17 protein-coding genes and 1 other RNA gene are annotated in these 22,192 nt (G+C 50.1%); 11 read left to right on the top strand and 7 right to left on the bottom strand.

Going from position 1 to position 22,192, the window contains the following annotated elements:
- Positions 1 to 107: 107 nt before the first annotated feature.
- Positions 108 to 488 (top strand): response regulator, encoded by a 381-nt coding sequence (locus ABWH99_RS07015; RefSeq protein ID WP_375585575.1) that lies wholly within the window; start codon positions 108 to 110, stop codon positions 486 to 488.
- Here ABWH99_RS07015 and ABWH99_RS07010 read toward each other — a convergent pair.
- The 4 genes from ABWH99_RS07010 to ABWH99_RS06995 all read right to left on the bottom strand — a co-directional run bounded on the left by ABWH99_RS07010 (position 472) and on the right by ABWH99_RS06995 (position 5,729).
- Positions 472 to 1,530 carry a response regulator gene (locus ABWH99_RS07010; RefSeq protein WP_375585574.1) on the bottom strand — a complete coding sequence of 353 codons (1,059 nt, stop codon included), beginning with the start codon at positions 1,528 to 1,530 and terminating at the stop codon, positions 472 to 474. The genes ABWH99_RS07015 and ABWH99_RS07010 overlap by 17 nt on opposite strands.
- The gene (locus tag ABWH99_RS07005; RefSeq protein ID WP_375586553.1) at positions 1,517 to 1,687 is read right to left on the bottom strand and encodes a sensor histidine kinase; all 171 of its coding nucleotides are present in this window, start codon (positions 1,685 to 1,687) and stop codon (positions 1,517 to 1,519) included. The genes ABWH99_RS07010 and ABWH99_RS07005 overlap by 14 nt, the downstream gene beginning before the upstream one ends.
- Positions 1,680 to 4,514 carry a PAS domain S-box protein gene (locus ABWH99_RS07000; RefSeq protein ID WP_375585573.1) on the bottom strand — a complete coding sequence of 945 codons (2,835 nt, stop codon included), beginning with the start codon at positions 4,512 to 4,514 and terminating at the stop codon, positions 1,680 to 1,682. Before ABWH99_RS07000 ends, ABWH99_RS07005 begins: the two co-directional genes overlap by 8 nt.
- A gap of 72 nt (positions 4,515 to 4,586) precedes the next feature.
- Positions 4,587 to 5,729, bottom strand: coding sequence for a sensor histidine kinase (locus ABWH99_RS06995; RefSeq protein WP_375585572.1), 1,143 nt, complete (start codon positions 5,727 to 5,729; stop codon positions 4,587 to 4,589).
- A 326-nt stretch (positions 5,730 to 6,055) separates the two neighbouring features.
- Between ABWH99_RS06995 and ssrA the strand changes: the two genes are divergently transcribed.
- The 8 genes from ssrA (at position 6,056) to ABWH99_RS06955 (ending at position 16,414) form a co-directional block, all read left to right on the top strand.
- Positions 6,056 to 6,460, top strand: a transfer-messenger RNA (tmRNA) gene (ssrA, locus tag ABWH99_RS06990).
- Between the two features lie 311 nt (positions 6,461 to 6,771).
- On the top strand, positions 6,772 to 7,203 hold the full coding sequence (locus ABWH99_RS06985) for a hypothetical protein (RefSeq protein WP_375585571.1): 432 nt from the start codon (positions 6,772 to 6,774) through the stop codon (positions 7,201 to 7,203).
- Positions 7,204 to 7,334: 131 nt separating this feature from the next.
- Entirely contained in the window at positions 7,335 to 8,420 is a 1,086-nt protein-coding gene (locus ABWH99_RS06980; RefSeq protein ID WP_375585570.1) for an efflux RND transporter periplasmic adaptor subunit, read from the top strand.
- A 23-nt stretch (positions 8,421 to 8,443) separates the two neighbouring features.
- A complete protein-coding gene (locus ABWH99_RS06975; RefSeq protein ID WP_375585569.1) occupies positions 8,444 to 11,686 on the top strand; it encodes an efflux RND transporter permease subunit in 3,243 nt (1,080 codons plus the stop codon).
- Positions 11,679 to 13,109 carry a TolC family protein gene (locus tag ABWH99_RS06970; RefSeq protein ID WP_375585568.1) on the top strand — a complete coding sequence of 477 codons (1,431 nt, stop codon included), beginning with the start codon at positions 11,679 to 11,681 and terminating at the stop codon, positions 13,107 to 13,109. The genes ABWH99_RS06975 and ABWH99_RS06970 overlap by 8 nt, the downstream gene beginning before the upstream one ends.
- A gap of 324 nt (positions 13,110 to 13,433) precedes the next feature.
- Positions 13,434 to 14,357 (top strand): hypothetical protein, encoded by a 924-nt coding sequence (locus ABWH99_RS06965; protein WP_375585567.1) that lies wholly within the window; start codon positions 13,434 to 13,436, stop codon positions 14,355 to 14,357.
- A 93-nt stretch (positions 14,358 to 14,450) separates the two neighbouring features.
- On the top strand, positions 14,451 to 15,695 hold the full coding sequence (locus ABWH99_RS06960; protein ID WP_375585566.1) for a hypothetical protein: 1,245 nt from the start codon (positions 14,451 to 14,453) through the stop codon (positions 15,693 to 15,695).
- A gap of 326 nt (positions 15,696 to 16,021) precedes the next feature.
- The gene (locus tag ABWH99_RS06955) at positions 16,022 to 16,414 is read left to right on the top strand and encodes a GreA/GreB family elongation factor (RefSeq protein ID WP_375585565.1); all 393 of its coding nucleotides are present in this window, start codon (positions 16,022 to 16,024) and stop codon (positions 16,412 to 16,414) included.
- Between the two features lie 51 nt (positions 16,415 to 16,465).
- Here the strand turns inward: ABWH99_RS06955 and ABWH99_RS06950 are convergent, their stop codons facing one another.
- The gene (locus tag ABWH99_RS06950) at positions 16,466 to 17,530 is read right to left on the bottom strand and encodes a glycosyltransferase (RefSeq protein WP_375585564.1); all 1,065 of its coding nucleotides are present in this window, start codon (positions 17,528 to 17,530) and stop codon (positions 16,466 to 16,468) included.
- Positions 17,506 to 17,784, bottom strand: a complete 279-nt coding sequence (locus ABWH99_RS06945; protein ID WP_375585563.1) for a YciI-like protein — start codon at positions 17,782 to 17,784, stop codon at positions 17,506 to 17,508. The genes ABWH99_RS06950 and ABWH99_RS06945 overlap by 25 nt, the downstream gene beginning before the upstream one ends.
- A 216-nt stretch (positions 17,785 to 18,000) precedes the next feature.
- Here ABWH99_RS06945 and ABWH99_RS06940 point away from each other — a divergent pair, with 216 nt between their 5' ends.
- Together ABWH99_RS06940 and ABWH99_RS06935 are read left to right on the top strand one after the other, a co-directional pair.
- Positions 18,001 to 18,858 (top strand): hypothetical protein, encoded by an 858-nt coding sequence (locus ABWH99_RS06940; protein WP_375585562.1) that lies wholly within the window; start codon positions 18,001 to 18,003, stop codon positions 18,856 to 18,858.
- The gene (locus tag ABWH99_RS06935; protein WP_375585561.1) at positions 18,851 to 20,419 is read left to right on the top strand and encodes a serine protease; all 1,569 of its coding nucleotides are present in this window, start codon (positions 18,851 to 18,853) and stop codon (positions 20,417 to 20,419) included. The genes ABWH99_RS06940 and ABWH99_RS06935 overlap by 8 nt, the downstream gene beginning before the upstream one ends.
- Before the next feature lie 255 nt (positions 20,420 to 20,674).
- On the opposite strand, the gene ABWH99_RS06930 is transcribed toward ABWH99_RS06935, so the two are convergent.
- Positions 20,675 to 22,057, bottom strand: coding sequence for a M28 family metallopeptidase (locus ABWH99_RS06930; protein WP_375585560.1), 1,383 nt, complete (start codon positions 22,055 to 22,057; stop codon positions 20,675 to 20,677).
- Between the last annotated feature and the right edge of the window lie 135 nt (positions 22,058 to 22,192).

Here is a 22,192-nt window from a genome sequence, read left to right as displayed (position 1 = left end):
TGAAATGCCTTTCCGTAAAAATAGCTGATGCAAATCAGTTCCATCGCATTTTTATTACTCGAAATAATATTTACCTTTCCGGGATTAACGATCGAAAATACGCACTCATGAAGGTATTACTAGTGGAAGATGACCCGGTGCTACGCGCTGTGTTGAAACAATTCTTTACGCTCAAAGGTCACGAGGCCACAGAGGCCGAAGACGGAAAACAGGGATTGACCCTACTTTCAGGAGAAAATGTTCCGGACTTAATTGTTACGGATATCATGATGCCAAAAATGAACGGGTATGAAATGATAGAGGCCATCCGCTCACATCCAAGGCTACAGCGGATTCCGATCATCATCATTACCGCCGGAAAAATCGATGACGAAAAATTTGCCGCTTCCGGGGCCAGTGAAATCTACCAAAAACCCATCCCTCTGCAGCAACTGCTGGAAAGAGCGGAAGCGCTTGTTAATCAGGTCTACCCTAACTCCCAAACGTAATACTGGCAACGAAATCCAGGTCGGCATTCACTTCCACCTTGAGAGAGGCTCCATTCAGTTCGCAATAACTCTGCACCAGGTACAGCCCTATGCCCAAGCCCTGTTGTTCCTGGTACTCCCGGTTCGTTTGATAGAAAGGGCGAATAAAAACCGGCTGCGGGCGGTCAAAAATCTGCTGAGAATTAACCATCGAAAGAGAACCTTTTTTCACAAGAACATAAATTGGCTTTCCCAAAACACCAAATTTACTGGCATTTTCAAGGAGTTCCAGCAAGACAAAATCCCATTGGAGCTGATTAAACGAGGTCTGCTGATCTTCACCCCTTACCGTGAATTCCGGTAACTGTTCTTCCGATTTTCGCAGGGCCCCCAGGCTTTCAAAAACAGACACACGCTTTTTGGAAAGGCTGCCAACACTCCCGAGCTCCTGAAAAAGCGTCAACTTCAGCAAACTTTTATTCAGGCGTTTGGCCGCCTCAAAGGCCTTCCCAACCCAATCTGCTTGTTGTCCCCTTGACATGGGAGCGGTCGAAGCCAAATCCTGATCGAGCAACTCCAGAATACTCAATACCCCAAAAAGAGGCGTACGTAACTCGTGAAAACGAACATTACGTTCCTTGTTGAGCACCGCCTCCAGGTGCTGTTTCGCCCAGGCTTCCCGATTACCCTTTTTTTTTAACCCGATTTCGACCGCCTTGAACAATTCGGCAGCCTTGACAGGTTTGGTCAGGTAATCTTCCGCCCCGCCTTCCATTCCCTCCCGAATTTCTCCTTTGCTGACCTTAGCCGATAAAAAAATAAACGGAACATTGGCAAAGTCCAGGCTTTCCCTTACTTTCTGGAGCAATTCGTACCCATTCATGATCGGCATCAGAATATCGGAGACAATCAGATCAATATCTGCGTTTTCCAACACCTCCAGGGCCTCCTGCCCATTTTCTGCCGTGATTACCGTATACTTCTTTAATTCCAACAATTCGCGTAAATTGTTGCGAAGATCGGGTTCGTCTTCTACCAATAAAATTCGCTCAGCTGAGTTCATACGGTAGTGTCACATTAAACGTGGATCCTTTTCCTTCTTCGCTGATAAACCGGACCTCCCCTTTCAATTTGCCTACCATTTCCTTGACAATATTGAGGCCCAGCCCCGTCCCCTGTACAGTGGCTACATTACGGGAGCGGAAAAAAGAGTCAAAGATAAATTTTTGATCGGCTTGGTTGGGGGATACCGATTCCGTAATCCTTTACACAAAAACAGTAGTTTTTTTCAAGAAACTTTACTTCAATTTCGGGGGCCTTTTCCGAATTTTTTGAATACTTGTACGCATTGTCTACCAAATTCGACACAATATGGAACAACAAACGCTCGTCTGTTTTTACTTTCTTTTTCACCGATGGCAGCAAAACCCTAAGGGGCTTTTCCGTAAGGAACTCGTTAGAAAAATCTCTGGCAAACCGCTCAAAAAAAGCGACCAACTCCAATGGCTTCAACACCACTTTGATCTTGCCTTCTGCATTTTTTTCTAGAATCATCACATCGTTTATCACGCCAGAAAGCCGATTCACTTGCACGCCGATTCTTTTCACATGCATCAGGCCTTTTTCCCGAAGGACCGGATCAGGAATCTCTTCCAGGTAAAACCCAAGCAACTCGTTGCTACTGGAGATCGTGGACATGGGGGTACGCAGCTCATGAGAAGTCATGGAAATAAACCGGGATTTGAGGGTATTGAGCTCTTTTTCCTTTTCATAGGATTCAATCAACCGCTCCAATATCTGCTCCCGTTCGGTAACGTCCCGTGTGACCGTCATAATGGCATATAGCTTCCCTTGTTCGTCCTTCAGAGGTTTACGGTAAACTTCCAGGTATACCAACATTTTCGTTTCCTTATGCGGATGCGTAACGGTATACCTGACCTCTTCTTCGAAATTGTACGGATCCCCGCTGGAGGTTTTTATCTGCACGTGATCTAACGGCTTCCTTCCAATCGTTTCTTCTGGTTTGTACCCAAGTATCTTTTCTACGGAAGGAGAGGTATAGGTAATGCGCATCTCCGCATCAAGCATCGAAATGACGTCACTGGAATTTTCCGAAATCAATTGATACAGCTTATTCGCCTCTGCCCGCTCCTGCTCTGCCTGCTCTTTCGCTTGTTTCATCCGAATGGTCTTGATCAAGTTGGCATAGCTGGAAATCACGGGTTGAAGCAATCGTACGTCCTCTTCGGTGTAATCTTCGGCCTTATTTGCGAAGCCCATCAATCCGACCAACTCTTTGTCTTTGTAAACAGGGATGCCCAGGTAACGGATGAGGGGGGGATGCCCTTCCGGAATCCCACCGGATCGCGGATCCGTGGCCGCCTCGTTTGCAATCACCAGCTTTCCGGTTTTGAGCGAATGGCCAAACAGTGTGTCCAGGTTTCGAAATTCGATACCTGCCCGAAAGTTTTGCTGGAAAAATGCCTCGGTTTCTTCAGACCAGGCGATATTCGTAATGGTATGGGATTTGAGATAGGGAGCGCCCTGTTCGTCGTACAGCACTTCCGCCATAAAACCAAATGCACTTTCAATGAGAGTCAGAATTTTTTCAAACAAATCATTCAGGGGCTGTCGGAAATCCTCCTCCTGGTAAAAATTCAATTGGGTTTCGTTAATCGCTTCCAGTAATCGGTTGTATTGATTGATTTTTTGCTCGCTTTCCCTCAGTCGGATTTCCTTGGTCTTCAAGTCCGTGATATCGGAAAACTTACCGCTGATGGTCATTACGCGACCCTCCGCATCTTTTTTGCTCACCCAGGCCCGGTTACGTAGCCAGAGTTGCTTTCCCCGATTGTTAACGATACGGTAGGTAAGATCCATGGGCTCCCCCTTAAACAAAACCTGACTGGCCTCGTAAACCCATTGCCGGTCTTCCGGATGAACAATTTTCAACCAGTACCGATCGTCGGATAAAAAGTCATTGATGTCCAAGCCCAGATTTCTTACATTATCCGTAATGAATACCGGCTCCGTGACGCTACCGGGCGTCCAGGTATACATCACATCCGTGACATTGTCCAGAATGGATTTGATGCGTCGATCGGAGACGGTCAGAGCATCCAACATCTCTTTTTCATTGGTAATGTCTATGACAGAGCCGGACACACCCAAAAACACTCCTTTTTTGGAAAAGTTGGATAGCATGGATAATTTGCCCCAAAAAAAACCATCCCCCCTAACCCTAAACTTTAGATCCAGCTCTACCGAATCAGGCTTTTTCCTAAGTTTCTTCCAGGAACGCTGGAATATCGCGTTGAATTCCTGATCGAGAAAGTCGCTGAAGGGCCGATTGGCCGAAGCCGCTCTCTCGTGCCTGCTAATTTTCGTCCAAGGCTCGTTGATATAAACGATGCATTGATTTGCATCCAGCCGAAAGATAATATCGTTGATGCTATTGATCAACTTTACGTATTTTCTGTGACTCTGAACCAAGCGCTTTTTCTGCTTTCTGTTCAAAATCAGGGCCCCCACGGTGGCCGCAAGGGCATGCAGCGCGGCCACCTGCTCTCTTGAAAATAAATCTTCCGTGCTGCAGTTGTCAAAGCCGATGTATCCCCAAAACTTGTCATCTGAAAAAATCGGCACAAAAAGGTAGGCAATAATGTTCTGCTCGTACATGGCCTCGTAGAACACCTTGTTTTTTGAGTTTTTCACCAGATCGTTGATCGCCTGGTTTTGCTGCAGCTTGGATTCCAGTTCCGGGAAAATCGAATAGGGAAGCTCCTGGAGCAGGGTAAAATCCATCTGTGCGTCAATCTCCCTGGCCACCCATTCGAACGCGTAGGACATGCAAAGTTCCCCCGAATCGTTAAAATGATTTTTGAAAATATAAATGCGATCCACGCGGGTGGCTTCCCCCAGCACCGCCAAGGCTTTCTGTATGCCTTCGCTCAAGCTAGCAGATTGCTGCAGAAGCACGTGAGATTTTCCAATTGCTTCCAAAATCCTCCCGTTTTCTACCATCTGCGCTCTCTTTCTAAAGACCATTGATTGCTAAACATTATTGTTTAGGTGTCAATGTAAACATTTTTTTCTGGTAAAAAAATTCCCTCTTCTAAGTCATTTTGATGCCCGCGTGAATAGCGGTTGCTCCAGGGGGAATTCCAATTCAAAAGAAGTCCCTTTGCCTTCTTCCGAGCGAAAGGAGATTTTCCCTCCCAATCGCTCCACAAAATCCCCGACGATGAGCAGGCCCATTCCGGTACCGGTAAAGGCCTTCGCATTGGACGCCCGGTAGGGAATGCGGAATAGCTCTTTTTGTTCCATTTCCGGTATCCCCACGCCATAATCGCGCACAAATAGGGTGAAAGATCGGTCCTTGATGTGAAGCGCTAGCTCTGGGTCCTGCCTACCGGGAGAATACTTGAACGCGTTGCTTATCAGGTTTCGTAAAATATGCTCTAGCAGCAGCTTGTCAAGGGTGACTTCACGGTCCTCATCTGGCAACAAAAGAGCCAGGTTTCGGTTTTTCATCGCAGGGAGTTCAAGACCTCGTACAAGATCGCGGATAAACGCTCCAAGAAAAAATGTTTCTCCGGAGTTTGCAGGACCATTCTTGCGAACGCTGCTTAATAGCACCAGTTCTTCCAAAAATGCATTCATGATCCCCAGATGCTTGCCAATTTTACGGAAATGCTCGCTAAAATAGGGTACCTCACCTTTTTCCTGCTCGTAACGGTCTGCGTAATGATTCAGTATCTCCAATGAGCTGAAAATAGTCGCCAAAGGTGCCTTAAACTCGTGTACGGCGTAATTGATAAAATTTGTTTTAATGGCATTTTCCCGCTTCTGTAGTTCCAGCGCCGTTTTCAATTTCTTTTCTCTCCACTTAAACTGGCTGATCTGCTGTACCTGGCCACGAAAAACACAGCCCTTTTCGTCCCACTGGGTCTCACCACAGAAACGGAGCCAATACATGCCGGATCGTATTTTTACAGATGTTTCCCAGGCTGCCAGAAGTCCTTCTTCGGAAGTGTACCCCTTGGATTTCCTTCTCTTCTCGAAAGCAAGCTGCATTTCTTCTCCCAGCGTTCGACGAATTGCGTCACATTCCCCCTTTTTGAGGGAAACGCCGAATAGGGTGTCCCAATCCAAAGGATTTTCCAGTCTCCAAGAAAAACCCTCCTGCCGAAAAACTACCGGTAAAACAACGATCAGACAGGTTCCATTCAGGGGGCGTTTCGATACCTCGGGTGAAGTCATATAGGGATTCTATCGATTAATTTAAGATCAAGCAACAACGAATAAAAGTGAAGATAATCGTAATTTCTACTGCTTCTCGCGGGTTGTACATTTTGCTAATGAAATGCATCCTAGTATTAACAAACGGAGCCTTCAGCGGTCACCAAGTTCCTCCCTGCCTGAGTTGCTTTTTGAGCAGGACCCCGCCGGTGTTTTACTTTAAGAACAAGGAAACCCAATACATGGCCTTGATGCTTACAATGCACGTTCGCCCCGATTAGCCCCCTCGGGCAAATTTTTCTTTTTTGGAACCAAATTTGTGGTACTTTTGTCTAAACCATTCAAATGGGGCTGACCGGTTTTGACAGTAGGTGTAAGGACTGGGCTCGCATGCAGGCTGGAGTATGTACGGCCTTGAACGATTCATACGAACCATACTTGGCGAATCTAATTACGCCATGGCTGCCTAATCTTACCCTTCGGGGAATAGATACTGCTTAAAGGGTTGAGCTTCGATAGTTGCTCCCCGGCCACATCCCACCATCCGTTGCGCTGTCCGGATGGAGTTGGGGTGTCGACTTGACGGTGCTGCTCCCTGTGAGGCTACTAATCAGGGCTAAGACCAGTGGCTAAGCCGGAAGTAGGTGTTTCACCCAGCAGCTTTCGGCCGACAATCCAATCGGTGACTAAGCATGTAGACGGTACGGTGTTTCCCTATCTGGACGCGGGTTCGACTCCCGCCAGCTCCACTTTAAAATTCCTCCCTCCTCCAGGCCTATTCGAGTCCAGGGGAAGGGAGGAATTTTTGTTTGGGAAGGTTTAATTTCGGAGTTGACCCCAGGCCTGGGACAATTTTGTTTGGAACTAAATACCTATCAGTGGATTGAATAAATTAAGAGAACTGTAATCAGCAGAACTTACCCGTAAGCAGGACGGCAAATCCCGTGATGCAGATACAGGGGGATTTGTAATCCCGGGACAGGTGGTGTTTCGTTAAAAAAAGCAAAAAAATAATTTATTTATGATAAAACTTTCAATTATTCATTAAATTTACTGCCGTATTATGAGCCACAATCGCCAAAACGTTAGAGAATCGCTCACTGTAGGTATTCCTGGAGTGATTGGTAATTTTTTGTTGGTAGTTGGCTTAGTTCTACTTGGTTTTTTTAATGCGGTTTCGGCCAATCAGGAAACACCTGATCAAATAGAAAATGGGAAAAATTGGATACATTCGGTAGACTTTTCCAGTGATTCCCATCCCCTTCTTCCATTTCCTACAAGTCCGGATCCGGATCCGGAAAATTCCGATGAATCCGAAAACCAGGAATCATCCGACGATGAAACCTCCAAATGGGCCGATCAAGCAGCGGGCCTTGAATACCGAAAAGCGGGCCTGACAAAGGTGACGCTCCTGCATTGCGTAGCCTCCTTTCATAAACGAAGGGTTCGCCACCTATACATGCTTCACCACTCCTGGAAGCGTCACCTATCCTGATTGATTTTTTTTTTTAGTGTCTGCCTACGGATGGCCATCCGTAGGTAACTCCTTTATTCTTTCGTAGTCAAAATACCTATTAAGTTAGGTGTAATACTGCGGAAATAGTCAAAATCAATCAGAATAGTACCATGAAATCAGATAAATTAATCATTGGTTGGGTTGTGCTTATGCTCTTTAGCTGTACGCATGCCGAACACCAACACCACGAAACACCCACCTATACGGCGACTCGTCCGATCAAAAAAGACACCCTGTATTACCAGGAATACGTCAGCCAAATCCACTCCATCCAACACATCGAGCTTCGAGCCTTCGAACGAGGGTACCTGAACCAGATCTACGTTGACGAGGGACAACTGGTAAAGAAAGGGCAACTGCTTTTTCAAATCATGCCGGTCATCTATCAGGCGGAGGTTCAGAAGGCACTGGCAGAGGCAAAATTTGCAGCGCTTGAATTTGAAAATACCAAAAGCCTTGCAGACAGTAATATTGTGTCAAAAAACGAGCTGGCACTCGCCGAAGCCACCCTTCAGCAGGCAGAAGCATCCCTCACCTTGGCCAAAGCGCACCTGGCATTTACAGAAATTCGGGCGCCTTTTGACGGCATTGTCGGTCGCTTTAATGATGTTCGACTGGGTAGCCTGGTAGACGAGGGAGAGCTACTTACGACCCTGTCCGACAATAGTAAAATGTGGGTATACTTCAATGTACCCGAAGCCGAATACCTGGACTACGCCATGACCGGTGCGCAAAGCAGTGAAACCAACGTCCGGCTAAAATTGGCCAATAACCGGGTTTTCCAAAGAGACGGCATCGTTGAAACCATCGAAGCGGATTTTAACAATGAAACGGGGAACATTGCCTTTCGTGCCACTTTTCTAAACCCCGAACGAATCCTTAGAAATGGACAAACCGGTAACATTTTAATGCCTACCTACCTTAGGGATGCGCTGCTACTACCTCAAAAGGCAACCTTCGAGATCCTGGACAAAAAATACGTTTACACCATCGACGAGGATGGAGTGGTGCGGGCCAGGGAAATAATTACGGGTGCGGAAATACCGCATGCCTACGCCGTATTGGAAGGATTGGATGAAAACGATAAGGTATTGGTGGAAGGACTTCGAAAGGTGAAAGAGGGAGATACCGTCCGGTACAATTTTCTCCAACCGGAGGACATCTTGCAGTCACTTTCTCGATTGCACGCTGAATAAGTAAGGACCCTAATCGAAACACCATGTTTACTAAATTTATTCAAAGGCCTGTCCTTGCCATATCTGTATCCATTGCGATCGTGTTTTTGGGGATGCTGGCCATGTACAGTCGGCCCGTTTCGCAATTCCCCGAAATTGCTCCTCCCCGAGTCAATATATTTATTGCCTATCCGGGCGCCAGTGCGCAGGTATTGGTGGAATCCACACTCATCCCGCTGGAACGGGCAATCAACGGTGTACAAAACATGCAGTACATTATCTCCGATGCTACCAGCGCAGGAGAAGCAACAGTACAGATTGTATTCGAACCTGGCACCGACCCTAACGCCGCGGTGGTGAATGTAAAAACGCGGGTAGACCAGATCATGAATAACCTACCCCCGCTTGTTCAGCGGGAAGGCATTATCATTACTCCTATACAGCCGAGTATGCTCATGTACGTCAACCTTTTCAGTACCGACGATCGGGCCGATGAGAAGTTTCTTTACAACTACGCAAACGTACACATCCTTCCGGAACTGCAGCGTATCAACGGTATGGGACGCGCGCAAATATTGGGAAGCCGGCAGTATGCAATGCGGGTTTGGCTGCACCCCGACCGCATGCGGGCCTACAACCTCTCCACCGAAGAGGTCATGAGCGCATTGGAAGAACAAAGCGTCATTGGCAGACCCGGTCGATTGGGGCAGGCCTCAGGAAAAACCGCACAATCACTGGAATACGTACTGACCTACAAAGGACGTTTCAACAAGCCGGAGGAGTACGAAAACATCATCGTTCGGGCAAATCCGGACGGAGAAACGCTTAAGCTGAAGGACATCGCCACCGTGGAATTGGGCAGCGAGTTTTTCGACATTTACTCCACCAAGGATGGGTATCCGGCTGCATCCATCGTCCTGAAACAAAACTATGGGACGAATGCCAGCAAGGTGATCGAAGATGTCAAAGTAAAGCTGGAAGAGCTGGAAGCCGACTTTCCGCCCGGCATGGCCTACGATATCAACTACGATGTATCCAAATTTGTAAATGCATCCATCGACAAGGTAGTGCATACCCTGGTTGAGGCTTTTCTATTGGTTGCGCTGGTCGTTTTTCTTTTCCTGGGCGATTGGCGGTCCACACTGATACCCATCATAGCAGTGCCGGTATCCTTGATCGGCGCGTTTCTGTTTATGCAGCTCTTTGGATTGACGATCAATCTAATCACGCTTTTTGCATTGGTATTGGCCATAGGAATTGTGGTGGACGATGCGATCGTGGTGGTGGAAGCCGTCCATGCAAAGATGGAAGAAACAAACCTCAGCCCCATCAAAGCGGTCAAAAAGGTGCTTGGAGAAATAAGTGGGGCCATCATTGCCATCACCCTCATTATGACAGCCGTATTTATTCCGATTGCCTTTATGACGGGTCCGGTAGGTGTTTTTTACCGACAATTTTCCATTACCATGGCCAGCGCCATCGTGCTTTCAGGTATTGTAGCACTTACCCTCACCCCGGTTCTCTGTGCTATGATTCTGAAAAACACCCATGGGAAACCCCGCCGGAAAACCCCGGTCAACCTGTTTATCGACTGGTTTAACCGCAATTTTGAAAAGCTGACGGGCAAGTACACCTACTTGTTGACACGCATTGTCGATCGCAAAGTGGTTACTTTTGGGATATTGCTTGCCTTCGGGTTTGGCATCTTCTCGGTAAACCAAATTCTTCCGTCCGGTTTTATCCCGAACGAAGACCAGGGAATGATCTACGCGATTATCCAAACACCTCCCGGCAGTACCCTGGAGCGAACCAACGAAGTTTCCCGAAAACTGCAGGCAATCGCAGAGGAAATTGAGGGCATTCAATCGGTCTCCTCTCTGGCAGGCTACGAAATCCTGACCGAAGGACGGGGGTCCAATGCCGGAACCTGCATCATCAACCTAAAAGACTGGTCCGAAAGAAGCCAATCCTTGCACGAGATCCTGGAGGAGCTGGAAGAAAAGACACAGGATTTGGGGGCAGTGGTAGAGTACTTCGAGCCCCCGGCTGTTCCGGGCTACGGTTCCTCGGATGGGTTTTCCCTCCGACTCCTCGACAAAGGGAGTACCATTGACTACCAGGAATTCGATCGGGTAAACACGGAATTTATGGAAGCGCTGGAGAAGCGGGAGGAGTTGTCGGGACTGTTTACCTTTTATGCCGCAAATTATCCCCAATACGAACTCCTTATAGACAACGAACGGGCCATGCAAAAAGGAGTATCCATCGGCAAAGCCATGGAAAACCTCGATATTCTGATTGGCAGTACCTACGAACAAGGGTTTACACGATTTAACACCTTCTTCAAAGTGTATACCCAAGCCGCTCCGGAATACCGCAAAATGCCAGCCGATGTGTTGAACCTGTTCATCAAAAATGATCGGGAAGAAATGGTACCCTATTCTTCTTTTATGACGATGAAAAAAACCCAGGGTCCCAATGAAATTACCCGTTTCAATTTGTACACCTCTTCGTCTATCAGAGGGATTCCCGCGCCAGGAAATACAAGCGGAGATGCGATACAGGCCATCCGAGAGGTGGCGGCGCAGGTACTTCCGCAGGGATACGACATTGCCTGGGAAGGCCTTTCCTACGACGAAGCGAGAAGGGGTAATCAGGCCCTGTACATTTTCATCATTGTCTTGATTTTCGTCTATCTGGTGCTGGCCTCTCAATACGAGAGTTTTATTATACCGCTTGCGGTCATTGTATCGCTCCCCGCCGGCGTGTTTGGATCGTTTCTATTGCTTGAAGCCATGGGATTGGCCAACGATATCTATGCGCAAATCGGTTTGATCATGCTTGTGGGGCTGTTGGGTAAAAATGCGGTATTGATTGTGGAGTTTGCCGTACAACGGCACCAACAGGGAGCTTCCGTGCTGGAAGCAGCCATCGACGGCGCCCGGATACGGTTTCGTCCCATCTTAATGACCTCCTTTGCCTTTATCGCAGGACTGATTCCGCTGGTACTGGCCACAGGTCCGGGAGCCGTTGGCAACCGAACGATTGGCGCTTCCGCCTTGGGCGGAATGCTATTTGGAACCGTGTTCGGTGTGCTCATCGTACCGGGATTGTACTACGTCTTCGGTCAGATTGCCTCGGGTAGAAAATTGATTCAGGATGAGGATGAAAATCCCCTTACCGAATCCTTCGTGGAAGGACGGTCCGAAGCTTCGTTGATTAAAAAGTTGGTAAAGCTGGGTTTGGTCCTGAAAGCCGCCAAACGTAAACAAAAGAAAAATGACTAATCACTATTTGTATAAAATCATCATCATTTTCTTTATCCTGCTGCTCGCATTGGGCTGCAAGGTGCCCCACCAAGCGCTGATGACTCCAAACCTACCGGTTCCAGGTAGCTATTTGGACGCCACAGACACGACCAATAGCGGGCAAATGGATTGGAAACGGTATTATAACGATGAGTTGCTGATTGCGCTGATAGATTCTGCCTTGAAAAACAATCAGGAACTATACATCGTAAGCCAGGAAATGGAAATAAGCAAGGCCGAAATTCGCGCCAGAAAAGGCGAGTACCTTCCGATTGCGGAAATTCGCGCCGGCTTGGGTTTGGAAAAAGAAGGAAGGTATACCCGATTTGGAGCGGTGGACGAACAGCTGGAAATCCGCGAGGGAAAACGCTTTCCGGAACCTTTTTCTGATGTCACGGTAGGAATGGTTGCCAGCTGGGAAGTCGATGTTTGGAAAAAACTCCACCGAGCCAAACGGGCGGCAGCCTCCCGGTACCTCGCCAGTACAGAGGGTAGGAATTTTATGGTTTCTCAACTCATTGCCGAGATTTCCGAATCCTATTACGAGCTATTGGTGTTAGATAATCTGCTGGAGATTCTAAAACAAAACATCGCGCTTCAATCCGAAGCAGTACGGGTGGTACGCCAGCAAAAATCGGCTGCACGGCTATCCCAACTGGCGGTCAATCGATTCGAAGCCCAGTTGCTCAACACCCAAAACCTGCAATATGCCGTCAAGCAAAATATCGTGGAAGCGGAAACCCGATTGAAATTTCTAACGGGCTCGTTCCAACCGCACATTCAGCGAAAATCCATCGAATCAATCAGCCTGCGGATCGATGACCTCCAGGCGGGAATTCCCGCACAGCTCCTGGTCAATCGCCCCGATGTGCGGCAAGCCGAACTGGAACTCGCAGCGGCCAATCTGGACGTGCAGGTGGCAAGGGCTAATTTTCTACCCTCCATCGGCATCACCGCCGGGGTCGGCTTCCGAGCCTTTGACCCTACGTTTCTATTGCGCCCGGAGTCCATCCTCTACAATTTAGCAGGGGATATCGTGGCTCCGCTGGTCAACCGAAACGCCATTCAGGCCGCCTACACCAGCGCCAATGCCCGTCAGGTGCAGGCTGTCGTTCGGTACGAACAAACCATTCTTCAAGCCTACACCGATGTGCTCAACCAGGTCTCGAAAATTCAAAATTACACAGACAGCTACGCGACCAAATCCAAAGAAGTTGACTTATTGGTGGAGTCCGTTTCCATCGCCAGCAACCTGTTTAATGCCGCAAGAGCGGATTATGCGGAAGTCTTATTGACCCAACGGGAAGCATTGGATGCGAAAATGGATTTGCTTGAAATCCAGTTAGAACAATTGCGTACCAAGGTACATCTGTACCGATCTCTGGGAGGCGGCTGGAACTAGTGTCGCTAAAAACAGCCGCTCCCTTTTCCCCTTTTCTGTAAACAGCAATACACAGTATATCCCGGGCAGTAGAAACGGTTTCCACTGCCCGGGGTTTACCCTGACAAATCGGGATTCGAAACAGCCCCCCGCTCGCAGAAGGTGATCAAAACTTTTTCACCATACCCTTACCAATCCTTCCGGATTTCATCGACTATCTTTTAATTTATTTGGAAAAACAACAGGCTGACTTCTTGTTTTTATCCTTTCTTTTTAACAATTTTAAGAAAAAAATTGCTGCCCTGCGGCAGCAGCCCTTTCCCTGCTACCAACCCATCCGCTAGCATGTTTGGATCCGTTATTCTGGAAGTCGTCATCGGTCTGATTTTTATCTTTCTGCTGCTAAGCCTGTTGGCTACGACCGTATCCGAACTGGCCATGAACCTCCTGTACTCCCGGGGGAAAAACCTGCACCTCGCCCTGCAAACCATGCTGGCCGACGAACGGGAAGTCCTGTGCCAAAAATTTCTTGACCATCCGCTGATTCAGAAATTGACCAAAAAAGGGGACAAAGGTCTGCCTGCCTACATTCGAACCGAATACTTTTCTTCCGTACTCGTCGAACTACTCAGTTCTGACACCCAGGGCAGGGTCGAGACCATTGAGGCGGCCATCGAGGACCTGCCCGACGGAAAAACGAAAGAAGTGCTCAAAACCTTTGCCAGAGATGCCAAAGGAGACCTGGGCAGGTTCAAGGCGCATCTGGAAAAGTGGTACCAAACGGTAATGGATCAGGCTACCGGCTGGTACAAGGAGAGGCTTCGAAAGGTATTGTTCGTTCTGGGATTAGTCATCAGCATCGTTTTCAACGCGGATACCCTGCGCATCGCCGAGCGCCTGTCCCTGGATCCCGAAGCCCGCCGGCAAACGATGGTCCTGGCCTACGACCTGCTCGAAAAACAGGAAGAGTACACGTCGAAAGATACCTCCCTTGTCGTCCTGCAGCAAAGGATACAGGACCTGGTCGGGGAAGAAATCGCTTCGGCTTCCAATACACTGGGAATGGGATGGAACGATGCCCCTCCTGCCCAAATCCGTTTTTTTTCGAAGCTATTGCCCGACCGCGCCTGGTGGTACTACGTGCTGTATAGCATGCTGGGATGGATCATAACGGCCTTTGCCATTACGCTGGGCGCACCGTTTTGGTTCGATCTGTTAAAAAAAGTCACGAACATACGTGCCTCGGGAGAAAAACCGACCGAAAAATAACCGAAGCCAACACCTGCCCCTGTCCACTAGACGGAAACTCCGAAATTCCGAAAAGCAAAACCACCCGCAGCAGCCGCCAATTTGATCCAGCCCATGAAAGAATCCCTTCGTCAACACATCGCCGAACCCGATCAATTGGAACGGCTTTACCGCTCGGACAAGTACGCCTTCCGACAAGCATTCCACGACCTGTACCCGGAATTGCAAGCCTCTCCGCTGGCTGCCTTCTGGCGGGAAAGACTGGCCTACGAATCGGAGGGCATTCATTGGGGCGGGCGCAAGGAATGGGGCATCGTCCTCGGCTTGGCAGTACTTGCCGGCTTCGCCGCCAAACTACCCCTATTCCTGGGTATCAACGAGGAGTTTTTCTACTTCAGAAATCTGGGATTCATTCTCTTTGGTTCCCTGTCTGCCTATTTTTGCTGGAAAAACCACCTCGAAACGCGCAAGGTACTCCTGATCGCGGCGGCCGGTTTGGCCGGTCTGCTGTACCTCAACCTTCTTCCTGCCGATCCCAAAAGTGATACCCTGATCCTCGCCTGCCTGCACCTGCTCTTTGTGCTTTGGTGGCTGTTTGGTTTTTCCCATGCGGCGGGATGGCACCGACGCGGAGAACGATGGATCGCCTTCCTCAAATTCAACGGAGACCTGCTGGTCATGGGCGTCCCGCTGGCCATGGCAGGCGGCCTGTTGAGTGCCCTCACCATCGGACTCTTTGCCTTGATTGGCTTACCCATCGAAGCATTTTATTCGGAGTACGTACTGGTGTTTGGTTTGGCCGCTTTGCCCCTCGTCAGCGCCTACCTGATCCAAGCCAACCCACAGGTAGTTGGGAAAATTTCACAGGTGGTTGCCTCGTTGTTCAGTCCGCTGGTCCTGCTGCTAGTGGCAGTTTACCTTGGCGTAATTTTCTATTCGGGAAAAAATCCCTACACGGACCGGGAGTTTTTGTTGCTTTTCAATGCCTTACTGGTGGGGGTGCTTGCCCTGATTTTCTTTTCGATCGCTGGCCTCTCCTCCCTGCAAAAAAATCACTGGGAGATTATTGTCCTGACCTTACTTTCGCTGCTCAGCATACTTGTCAATATCGTTGCGCTATCGGCTATCCTGTTTCGTCTGGCGGAATGGGGGACCACACCCAACCGGATCGCCGTGCTGGGAGGAAATGGGTTGATTCTCCTGCACCTGGCAGGAGTTGCCAAAGCATTGATCGGTATTCTCCGGGGCCGAAAGGATCTGGACGCCGTACGAAAAGCGATGCAGTCCTACCTCCCCGTTTACCTGGTCTGGGCCGTACTGGTCAGCCTGCTCTTTCCCATCCTTTTCGGATTCGCTTAGCTGTGTCATTTGGCTGCGAGGGCTTTCCCTGCACCTGGCGGTACGATCGCCCCGAGGAACCCGACCCGTCCCACCAATGCCCGACACCTTCGATTTTCCGCTAAAAAAAGTACAAAATAAACGGATTTGACGGTATTTTTTTGTACCTTCTTCCGTATTCCGAAAACCAGCCGACGAAAGACGGTATTTTGTGAAACGGAACTCGCCAGTCTGCAGCCATCTACGTTTCTCCCAGAGAAACCGATAGCGCAAGGCAAACTTTTCAAGCGTAGGCACGTTTATTCGGCATTGCGCCTGTGCTTTTCAATAGTTAACAACACAACATCATGATTCCACTGATTAAAACAAGCGATGCAGAAACCATCTTTTCTGCCGTCAACCAACTAAGCCCGGAAGAAAAAACCAAGGAAGTCCGGCAGCTGGTAAGTGAAATTCAGCGCGCAAAAAAAGTGGCCGATGCCAGCATGCCGCGCAAAGTCATTCAGCTAAATAGTTATTTTGAGGCCAGGTTTGAGAAAAACGATCAATTAATCGCTATGACGCTGGTATTGCCCAAGGCAGCGAATCTGGATGCCCGTAAGCTCTCTTTGTTTTCACCTCTCGGTGTTGCCTTAATGGGATACAAAGAGGGAGATCTGGTAGATTGGCCCCTTCCGGTGGGAAGAAGAGTGATTCAAATTCTCAAAGTGAAAAACCCGGAAAGCATTCCTGCTTCCTAATCCTCGCCCGGGAAGATGGATTCAGGGAGGGACCTGCCTACGGTTCGGCACTTACACCATCCACAAGTAGTCCGATCCTTCGACAAAGGATTCGGTATCCAGGAATTGCTGAATCCACCGTTTGCCCCGCAGGTTTCCGACCATCACGAGCAACAGGGCCTTCCCCCTCAATTGTCCAGCCTCCGCGGGCGTAATCACCGGCAGCTGATCTTCGCGCCGCTCCGGTGCAAGGGCCAGATAGCCCGCAGGTTTCAAGCCACGGCGTCGAAAGGGAGCGAGCCTCCGCTCCACGGTTCGGCCATACCCACAGATCCAAACAGGCTTCCCCGCCGGCGGGACAAACGCCTCGGCAGCGGCTTCCCGAAACGCCCGTTTGGCATAGGCCGGATGGCTGCGAGACAACCTGCCTTCCCAGTCATTCCAAACGAGCAGGCATTCCTCCAATTTCGCAAAACGTACGCCCTGATTCATCCAGCGAAGCCATAAGTCAAAATCTTCCGGCACCGCTTGTCCCGCCGCGTTTCGTTCCCGGTAAGATCCAAGCTGCACTAATTCCCGCCGAAACATGACAGAGGGGTGGATGACCACGGCGTCTGCATAGCGCTTTTGGACCATCTTTTCATGGGTATCCAAATCGTTTACCTCGGTTACAAAACGGGCAAAGCCTGGATACTTGGTGGAATCTCCTCCGTAGCGTACCTTGCAGCTCACCAAACCCACCTCCGGATGCCGATCCAGGTAGTGCTGCTGCAGGGAAAACCGATCTCCCAGGCACATATCGTCAGCATCCATACGAGCCAGGTAGGCACCGCGGGCCGCCGCCAAACCGGTCAGCAATCCGTTTACCAATCCCTCCCCCATGGCCTTTACCAACCGAACCCCGGGATGTGCCAGGGCTTCGTTTACCAGTGGCCGGCAAAGGGAATCCATGCGTTCGTCCACCAAGACCATTTCCATTCCGGTATGCAGACAAGCCAGCGTGCTCTCCAGGCTTTTTTCCAGAAAAGGAGTGTAGGCATGTATCGGCATGATGACGGAAACGGTACAGGCAGGCATGGTTGGGATGGATGGGTTGACAGAAAGCGCAGGGACTAGCCCCCTACCACCACGTTCCATTTTCTGATTTCCCAGGAAAGCACCAATCCGTTTTTCACATAGGGATCTGCCCGGACAAACGCTTCCGCCGCCGCAGGGCTATCGCCCCGAAACACCAATACAGCCCGGTCAGCCGGCTCGGCGAGGGCTCCGCCCATCTGCAAGTTTCCATGCTGTTGATGCTCCCGGGCAAGGGCCAGGTGCTCCTCCCGGTAAGCACCCCGCCTTTCCAGGTAATCCGGTGCCACCGTGTATATAAGTAGGTAATGATTCATGCCGTATCCTTTGTTTGTTTTTCTCCAATGATACTGATTTTCGGCAACGATTTAAAATATCCCGGACCGTAGTGGCAGTACAGGAGCTAATTTTTTTTGTCCAAATCAACGGAAATCAAGAATTATATACTCCAAAAACAGTAGATTAAACCTTGTTTTTTGTTATATTGACAAAGAAACCGGTGAACTATTTCGGTAGCAACCAACCCCCTGCACATGGACGAAAAGAACGAAACCACATCCGATTCCACACCCAAAGAATCGTTTCGGGATTTGCTACCCGAGACCGGTAACCGCACCGGGCGACTATCCGGTTTTACCGCCATCTTCAATGGACTCGGCATTGGCTTGTTTCTGGGATTATTAATGGGCCTATCGGTATCCCCCGTAGTGAGCGGGGTAGTCGGAACCATCACTTCCCTGCTCGCCGTATTGATCGGCTTGAATGAAAAATTTCTAGACCCGGTCAAAAGTCTGCGCATCGGCTCTTTTGGCCTATTCTCCGTAATTGGCATTTTACTGGGGCTGTACATCCGCTCCAACGACCCCTTTGCTCCCAGCCTTTCTGACAAAATGCAGGAATACCTGGAAATCGGCTACAGCCCGGAGGAAGCAAAACTCCTCGTAACAAGTTTTATCCGGTCAGATTCTTCGCGGGCCATTCGTCAGGCCAATGTACTCTACAGCGAGGAAATCACCATCAGTTCCTGTGATCTGTTGATCTACGCAGACGCTACCACGCCCGCCTCCGAGGTGTTCAATACCTTCGAAACCGCAGGTGGCCTTTGGGCAGGTTTGGCAGGCAACTTTCGCAGCGGACTGGGAGAAAGCGAGGCCAAAACCACGCTCTTGCTGCTGCGAGATGGGTTTTGTGCTGGAAATGGACCGGCCGCGCAAACCCTCCGCATTCCTGAAGGTATTCAGCCCCGGCAGGAGCTATCCGCACTAGAGCAACAACTCCGCAGCCTGGGGGCACCCTGGTCCGAAATTGTCCGCCTGATGGAAGAAAATCTCCCGGCAGAAACCCGAAAACTGATCTATCCCCGACTCTTTGACGTACTCCGCAATGACTAAATTTCAGTCCCTTCTAATCGGTTTTTCCCTCCTTTTGGCGGTCCATGCCTCGGCCCAGAATTTCGACCCCATGAAGGTAAAAAACTCACTGGTAAAAGTCCTGGTAACGGTGGATACCCGCTCCTCCAATGCGCTAACCGGATTTGTATGGAAGTCACCCGAGCAGATCGTCACCTCCCTGCACGGCATGAGCCGAACCGGAGATATACGGATTCTTTACGAAGGACAGGCCTGGAGAAAAGCACGCATCAAACGGGTGCTGCAAAAAGCCGATCTGGTCCTATTGGAACTGTTGCCAGGGCAGGCAGCGCCCCCGGCTGGAGTGACTCCGCTATCCAGCTATTCTCCCGAAAAGGTTCCTTTTGGCAGCAGCATTTATGCCCTGGGATTCAACGGGGGCGCCATCGGAAGCTCTTCCCGACAGCTAAAAAAAGGATTTGTGGATCCCGAAACCCTGGCCAATCTTATCCCAAAAAAAGACAAAGACGCCTTGGCCCGTATTGGCTTCCCGGCCCTGGACCTAAACATCCTGTACCTGGAGGGTAGCCTGCTACCGGGATTTTCCGGAGCGCCGGTGTTTGATAACCGCAGCCGACTCGTTGGAATTGGGGACGGAGGCCTTGAAAAAGGTGCAAGCAACGTGAGTTGGATCATTCCGGCACACTACCTGACCGAATTGGAAACATCCTCCTCTACCAGCCTGCCTGCAGGATTTGAAAACCTGGTGCAGCTCTTTTCTGCGGCAGCGAAAATCGAACTACCCGCGGGAACGACAGCCAATGTCGGCGGGACAAATACCGGCACAGAAAAAATGCTGGACAACGGTTTTTTCAACAACGAAAGCGAATCGATCGAAGCACTGGGTTTTGCCTTTTATCCGATCAAAACCCGCTCCCTGAGCGAAATGATGGACAGTTCGGACGATCCGGAGAATATCGAGATACTTTCGGACGAGTTTGCGGTGGATTTGAACATTCAGCTCGATTACGACAACATGTACTTCGACATCTACGAAGACATCAACAACGGCGTGGTCTTGGCGGTGCCGGAAGGACAGCGCTTGTACTACAACCCCGCTGAGGAAGCCTTTCAGGTCAGCGGCGCCAACGGCAGCGACATGCAGGTATATTTTTATGGGGTACAGGACGACTTTTCTTCCGTTAATTTTGAAGAATTGCTGCTGCTCATGGGCGAAACCATCAATCAAAATTTTGCCGCACGCTACGGGATGAGCGGGTTTACCGTAGACCAGGAATACTCGGTCTGGAACGAGTTCGAAGGTGGACGGAAAGTCGCCTGGATCCTCTCCCTGGGAAACGAGTACCTGATGGGGCAGGATGGCTTGCAGTACGGCCTGTACGTGTACACCACCCTGCTCCTGACGGAAGAAAAAACCTTTATCGCCATTGCAACCATCCCGGTGCCGGTGGAAATGCTGGCACTGGCGCTGACCACCGGGCTGGATTGCAACAACCCGGGCATCTACGCCGAATACTGCACCTATTTCAACAAGGTATTCCAAACCTTCGCGGCCACCCACCTTACCAATTTTGCCTATTAAACCGGAACGATGCGTTAGCCTATCTGCTGCGAACCGAAACTGCTTCAGGAACAGTCGCTACGCTGCGGTTTTCGATTTCAACCTGGCCGCGCTATGCCTCCATCTCCAAACAGCCTGGTTTTTTTGCAGTATCCTTTAACCTAACGATTCCTCATGCCTGATCCGGATTAATGCGAGCTGGCCTGGCACTGCAGCCTATCCCCGGACATCAATTGCCTCGACCTGATTCGGTAGGCAGGCAATCGTACCGAACCTTTACCGCACCGGAACGGGGAATACGGGCAGGCTTTCTGCACCGTTTGCCCCCACGGCCTGTACAGCAAAGAAGTAATTATCCTTGGAATAGGGCAGTTCCATTTCCAGCGCTTCGGTATAAAATTTGCGCTGCCACATGGAGTCGCTGGTTTCACGCATCAGCACGTAGTAACCGCTAGCGGTACCGTTTTCCGGGCTATTCCAACGCAGCCGCGTGGCGTTACTCAGCCCGCTGATATCCACTCCGACTTCCCGGGGGGCTCCGGGCGCCGAGGCCAGACTGGCCAACACCGCCAGGTTTACTGCCGTGTTTTTTCGCAGGTATTCGTAATCGATGTGCTCAATCAGGTCCCCGTATTGCTGCCCCCCTTCGGTTCGAAGGTCCTGGTGTTGCTGAAAATAATTCTCATTCATTTCGCATAGACGCACGGCCGTAAACCCTTCGCGGGAAAATGGGGTATGATCCCCTCCCCGCAGGAACCGGTCGTTGCGGTAGATCAACTTGATCTCCAGCTGATCTACGTAGCGCTCGCCCACCTCCTTGATATAACGGGCCAATTGCCGGGACTTGCTGTCGTTTTCGGCATTGGTGGAGCGGCGCAGCGCGGCCATTTGTTCGGTTTCTACCAGGGGAATGCCTTCGCTAAACACGCGAAGTCGGGTATTGTCCCGCAGATTGGTACCACTGGAGGCGCTGTTGCCGATCATGTCGTTATTGATCATGGCCACCAGGTTCCAGTTTTCTTCGCTTGCCCGACGGGCAAGATGAGCCGCACCGATCAGGCCTTGTTCCTCCCCCGATACGGCCACAAAGATAATGGTGGCGGGAAAAGGCTGCTGACTCATGATTCGAACCATCTCGATCAAGGCAACCACCCCGGAACCGTCGTCGTTGGCGCCCGGGGCATCGTCGGTGGCGTTCATGATGTCCGAAACCCGGCTGTCAATGTGTCCGCTGACCAGAAACACCCGGTCGTCTTCCGGATCGGTTCCTTGTAGCGTCGCCATCACGTTGCCCATGCGCACCTCCCGGTCCACCCGTCGCCCGTTCGGTTCTACCTCGAAATAATCAATCGTGGCGCTTAGCCTGCCTTCGGAACCCGCTTCGAAAGATTGGAAACGAGACAGGACGTATTGCCGGGCGGCCTCGATCCCGCGACCTTCCTCCTCCGGGCTTAACGTATGCCGCGTACCAAAACTCACCAATTTTTCCAGGTACTGCTGCAAGCTATCGGTAGACACCTGCGCCAACATGGCCGAAAGGCCGGGGTCCCGGCGAACGGCAGGAACCTGCGCTTGTACCAAAAAGGGTACGGTGAGAAGAAGGCCACATAGAAAAAGGACCAAATAACGGATTGAGTAGCGATGGATTGGATGATTCATGGAGCCAAAGTAATCAATTTTGACAGCCATTACCGAAAAAAACGTACGAAAATAAACGATTACAACCCGATTTTACTTGATTTTCCTTCCCTATCGTAAATCGGAACCCACGAACCCGCCTTTTCGTGACCAAAA

Source organism: Cyclobacterium xiamenense, from assembly GCF_042140265.1.
Classification (GTDB): domain Bacteria; phylum Bacteroidota; class Bacteroidia; order Cytophagales; family Cyclobacteriaceae; genus Cyclobacterium; species Cyclobacterium xiamenense_A.
The sequence above is the reverse complement of the archived record's forward strand: the minus strand, read 5'-3'. Positions and strand labels throughout refer to the sequence as shown.

Excerpts from the sequence above, each read along its gene's own strand:
- ABWH99_RS06960 (WP_375585566.1), top strand. The coding sequence starts at position 14,451 with ATGAAAGAATCCCTTCGTCAACACATCGCCGAACCCGATCAATTGGAA.
- ABWH99_RS06955 (WP_375585565.1), top strand. The coding sequence starts at position 16,022 with ATGATTCCACTGATTAAAACAAGCGATGCAGAAACCATCTTTTCTGCC.
- ABWH99_RS06930 (WP_375585560.1), bottom strand. The coding sequence starts at position 22,057 with ATGAATCATCCAATCCATCGCTACTCAATCCGTTATTTGGTCCTTTTT.
- ABWH99_RS06965 (WP_375585567.1), top strand. The coding sequence starts at position 13,434 with ATGTTTGGATCCGTTATTCTGGAAGTCGTCATCGGTCTGATTTTTATC.
- ABWH99_RS07000 (WP_375585573.1), bottom strand. The coding sequence starts at position 4,514 with ATGGTCTTTAGAAAGAGAGCGCAGATGGTAGAAAACGGGAGGATTTTG.
- ABWH99_RS07010 (WP_375585574.1), bottom strand. The coding sequence starts at position 1,530 with ATGAACTCAGCTGAGCGAATTTTATTGGTAGAAGACGAACCCGATCTT.
- ABWH99_RS06980 (WP_375585570.1), top strand. The coding sequence starts at position 7,335 with ATGAAATCAGATAAATTAATCATTGGTTGGGTTGTGCTTATGCTCTTT.
- ABWH99_RS06935 (WP_375585561.1), top strand. The coding sequence starts at position 18,851 with ATGACTAAATTTCAGTCCCTTCTAATCGGTTTTTCCCTCCTTTTGGCG.
- ABWH99_RS06970 (WP_375585568.1), top strand. The coding sequence starts at position 11,679 with ATGACTAATCACTATTTGTATAAAATCATCATCATTTTCTTTATCCTG.
- ABWH99_RS06940 (WP_375585562.1), top strand. The coding sequence starts at position 18,001 with ATGGACGAAAAGAACGAAACCACATCCGATTCCACACCCAAAGAATCG.
- ABWH99_RS06985 (WP_375585571.1), top strand. The coding sequence starts at position 6,772 with ATGAGCCACAATCGCCAAAACGTTAGAGAATCGCTCACTGTAGGTATT.
- ABWH99_RS07015 (WP_375585575.1), top strand. The coding sequence starts at position 108 with ATGAAGGTATTACTAGTGGAAGATGACCCGGTGCTACGCGCTGTGTTG.
- ABWH99_RS06975 (WP_375585569.1), top strand. The coding sequence starts at position 8,444 with ATGTTTACTAAATTTATTCAAAGGCCTGTCCTTGCCATATCTGTATCC.
- ABWH99_RS06995 (WP_375585572.1), bottom strand. The coding sequence starts at position 5,729 with ATGACTTCACCCGAGGTATCGAAACGCCCCCTGAATGGAACCTGTCTG.
- ABWH99_RS06945 (WP_375585563.1), bottom strand. The coding sequence starts at position 17,784 with ATGAATCATTACCTACTTATATACACGGTGGCACCGGATTACCTGGAA.
- ABWH99_RS06950 (WP_375585564.1), bottom strand. The coding sequence starts at position 17,530 with ATGGAACGTGGTGGTAGGGGGCTAGTCCCTGCGCTTTCTGTCAACCCA.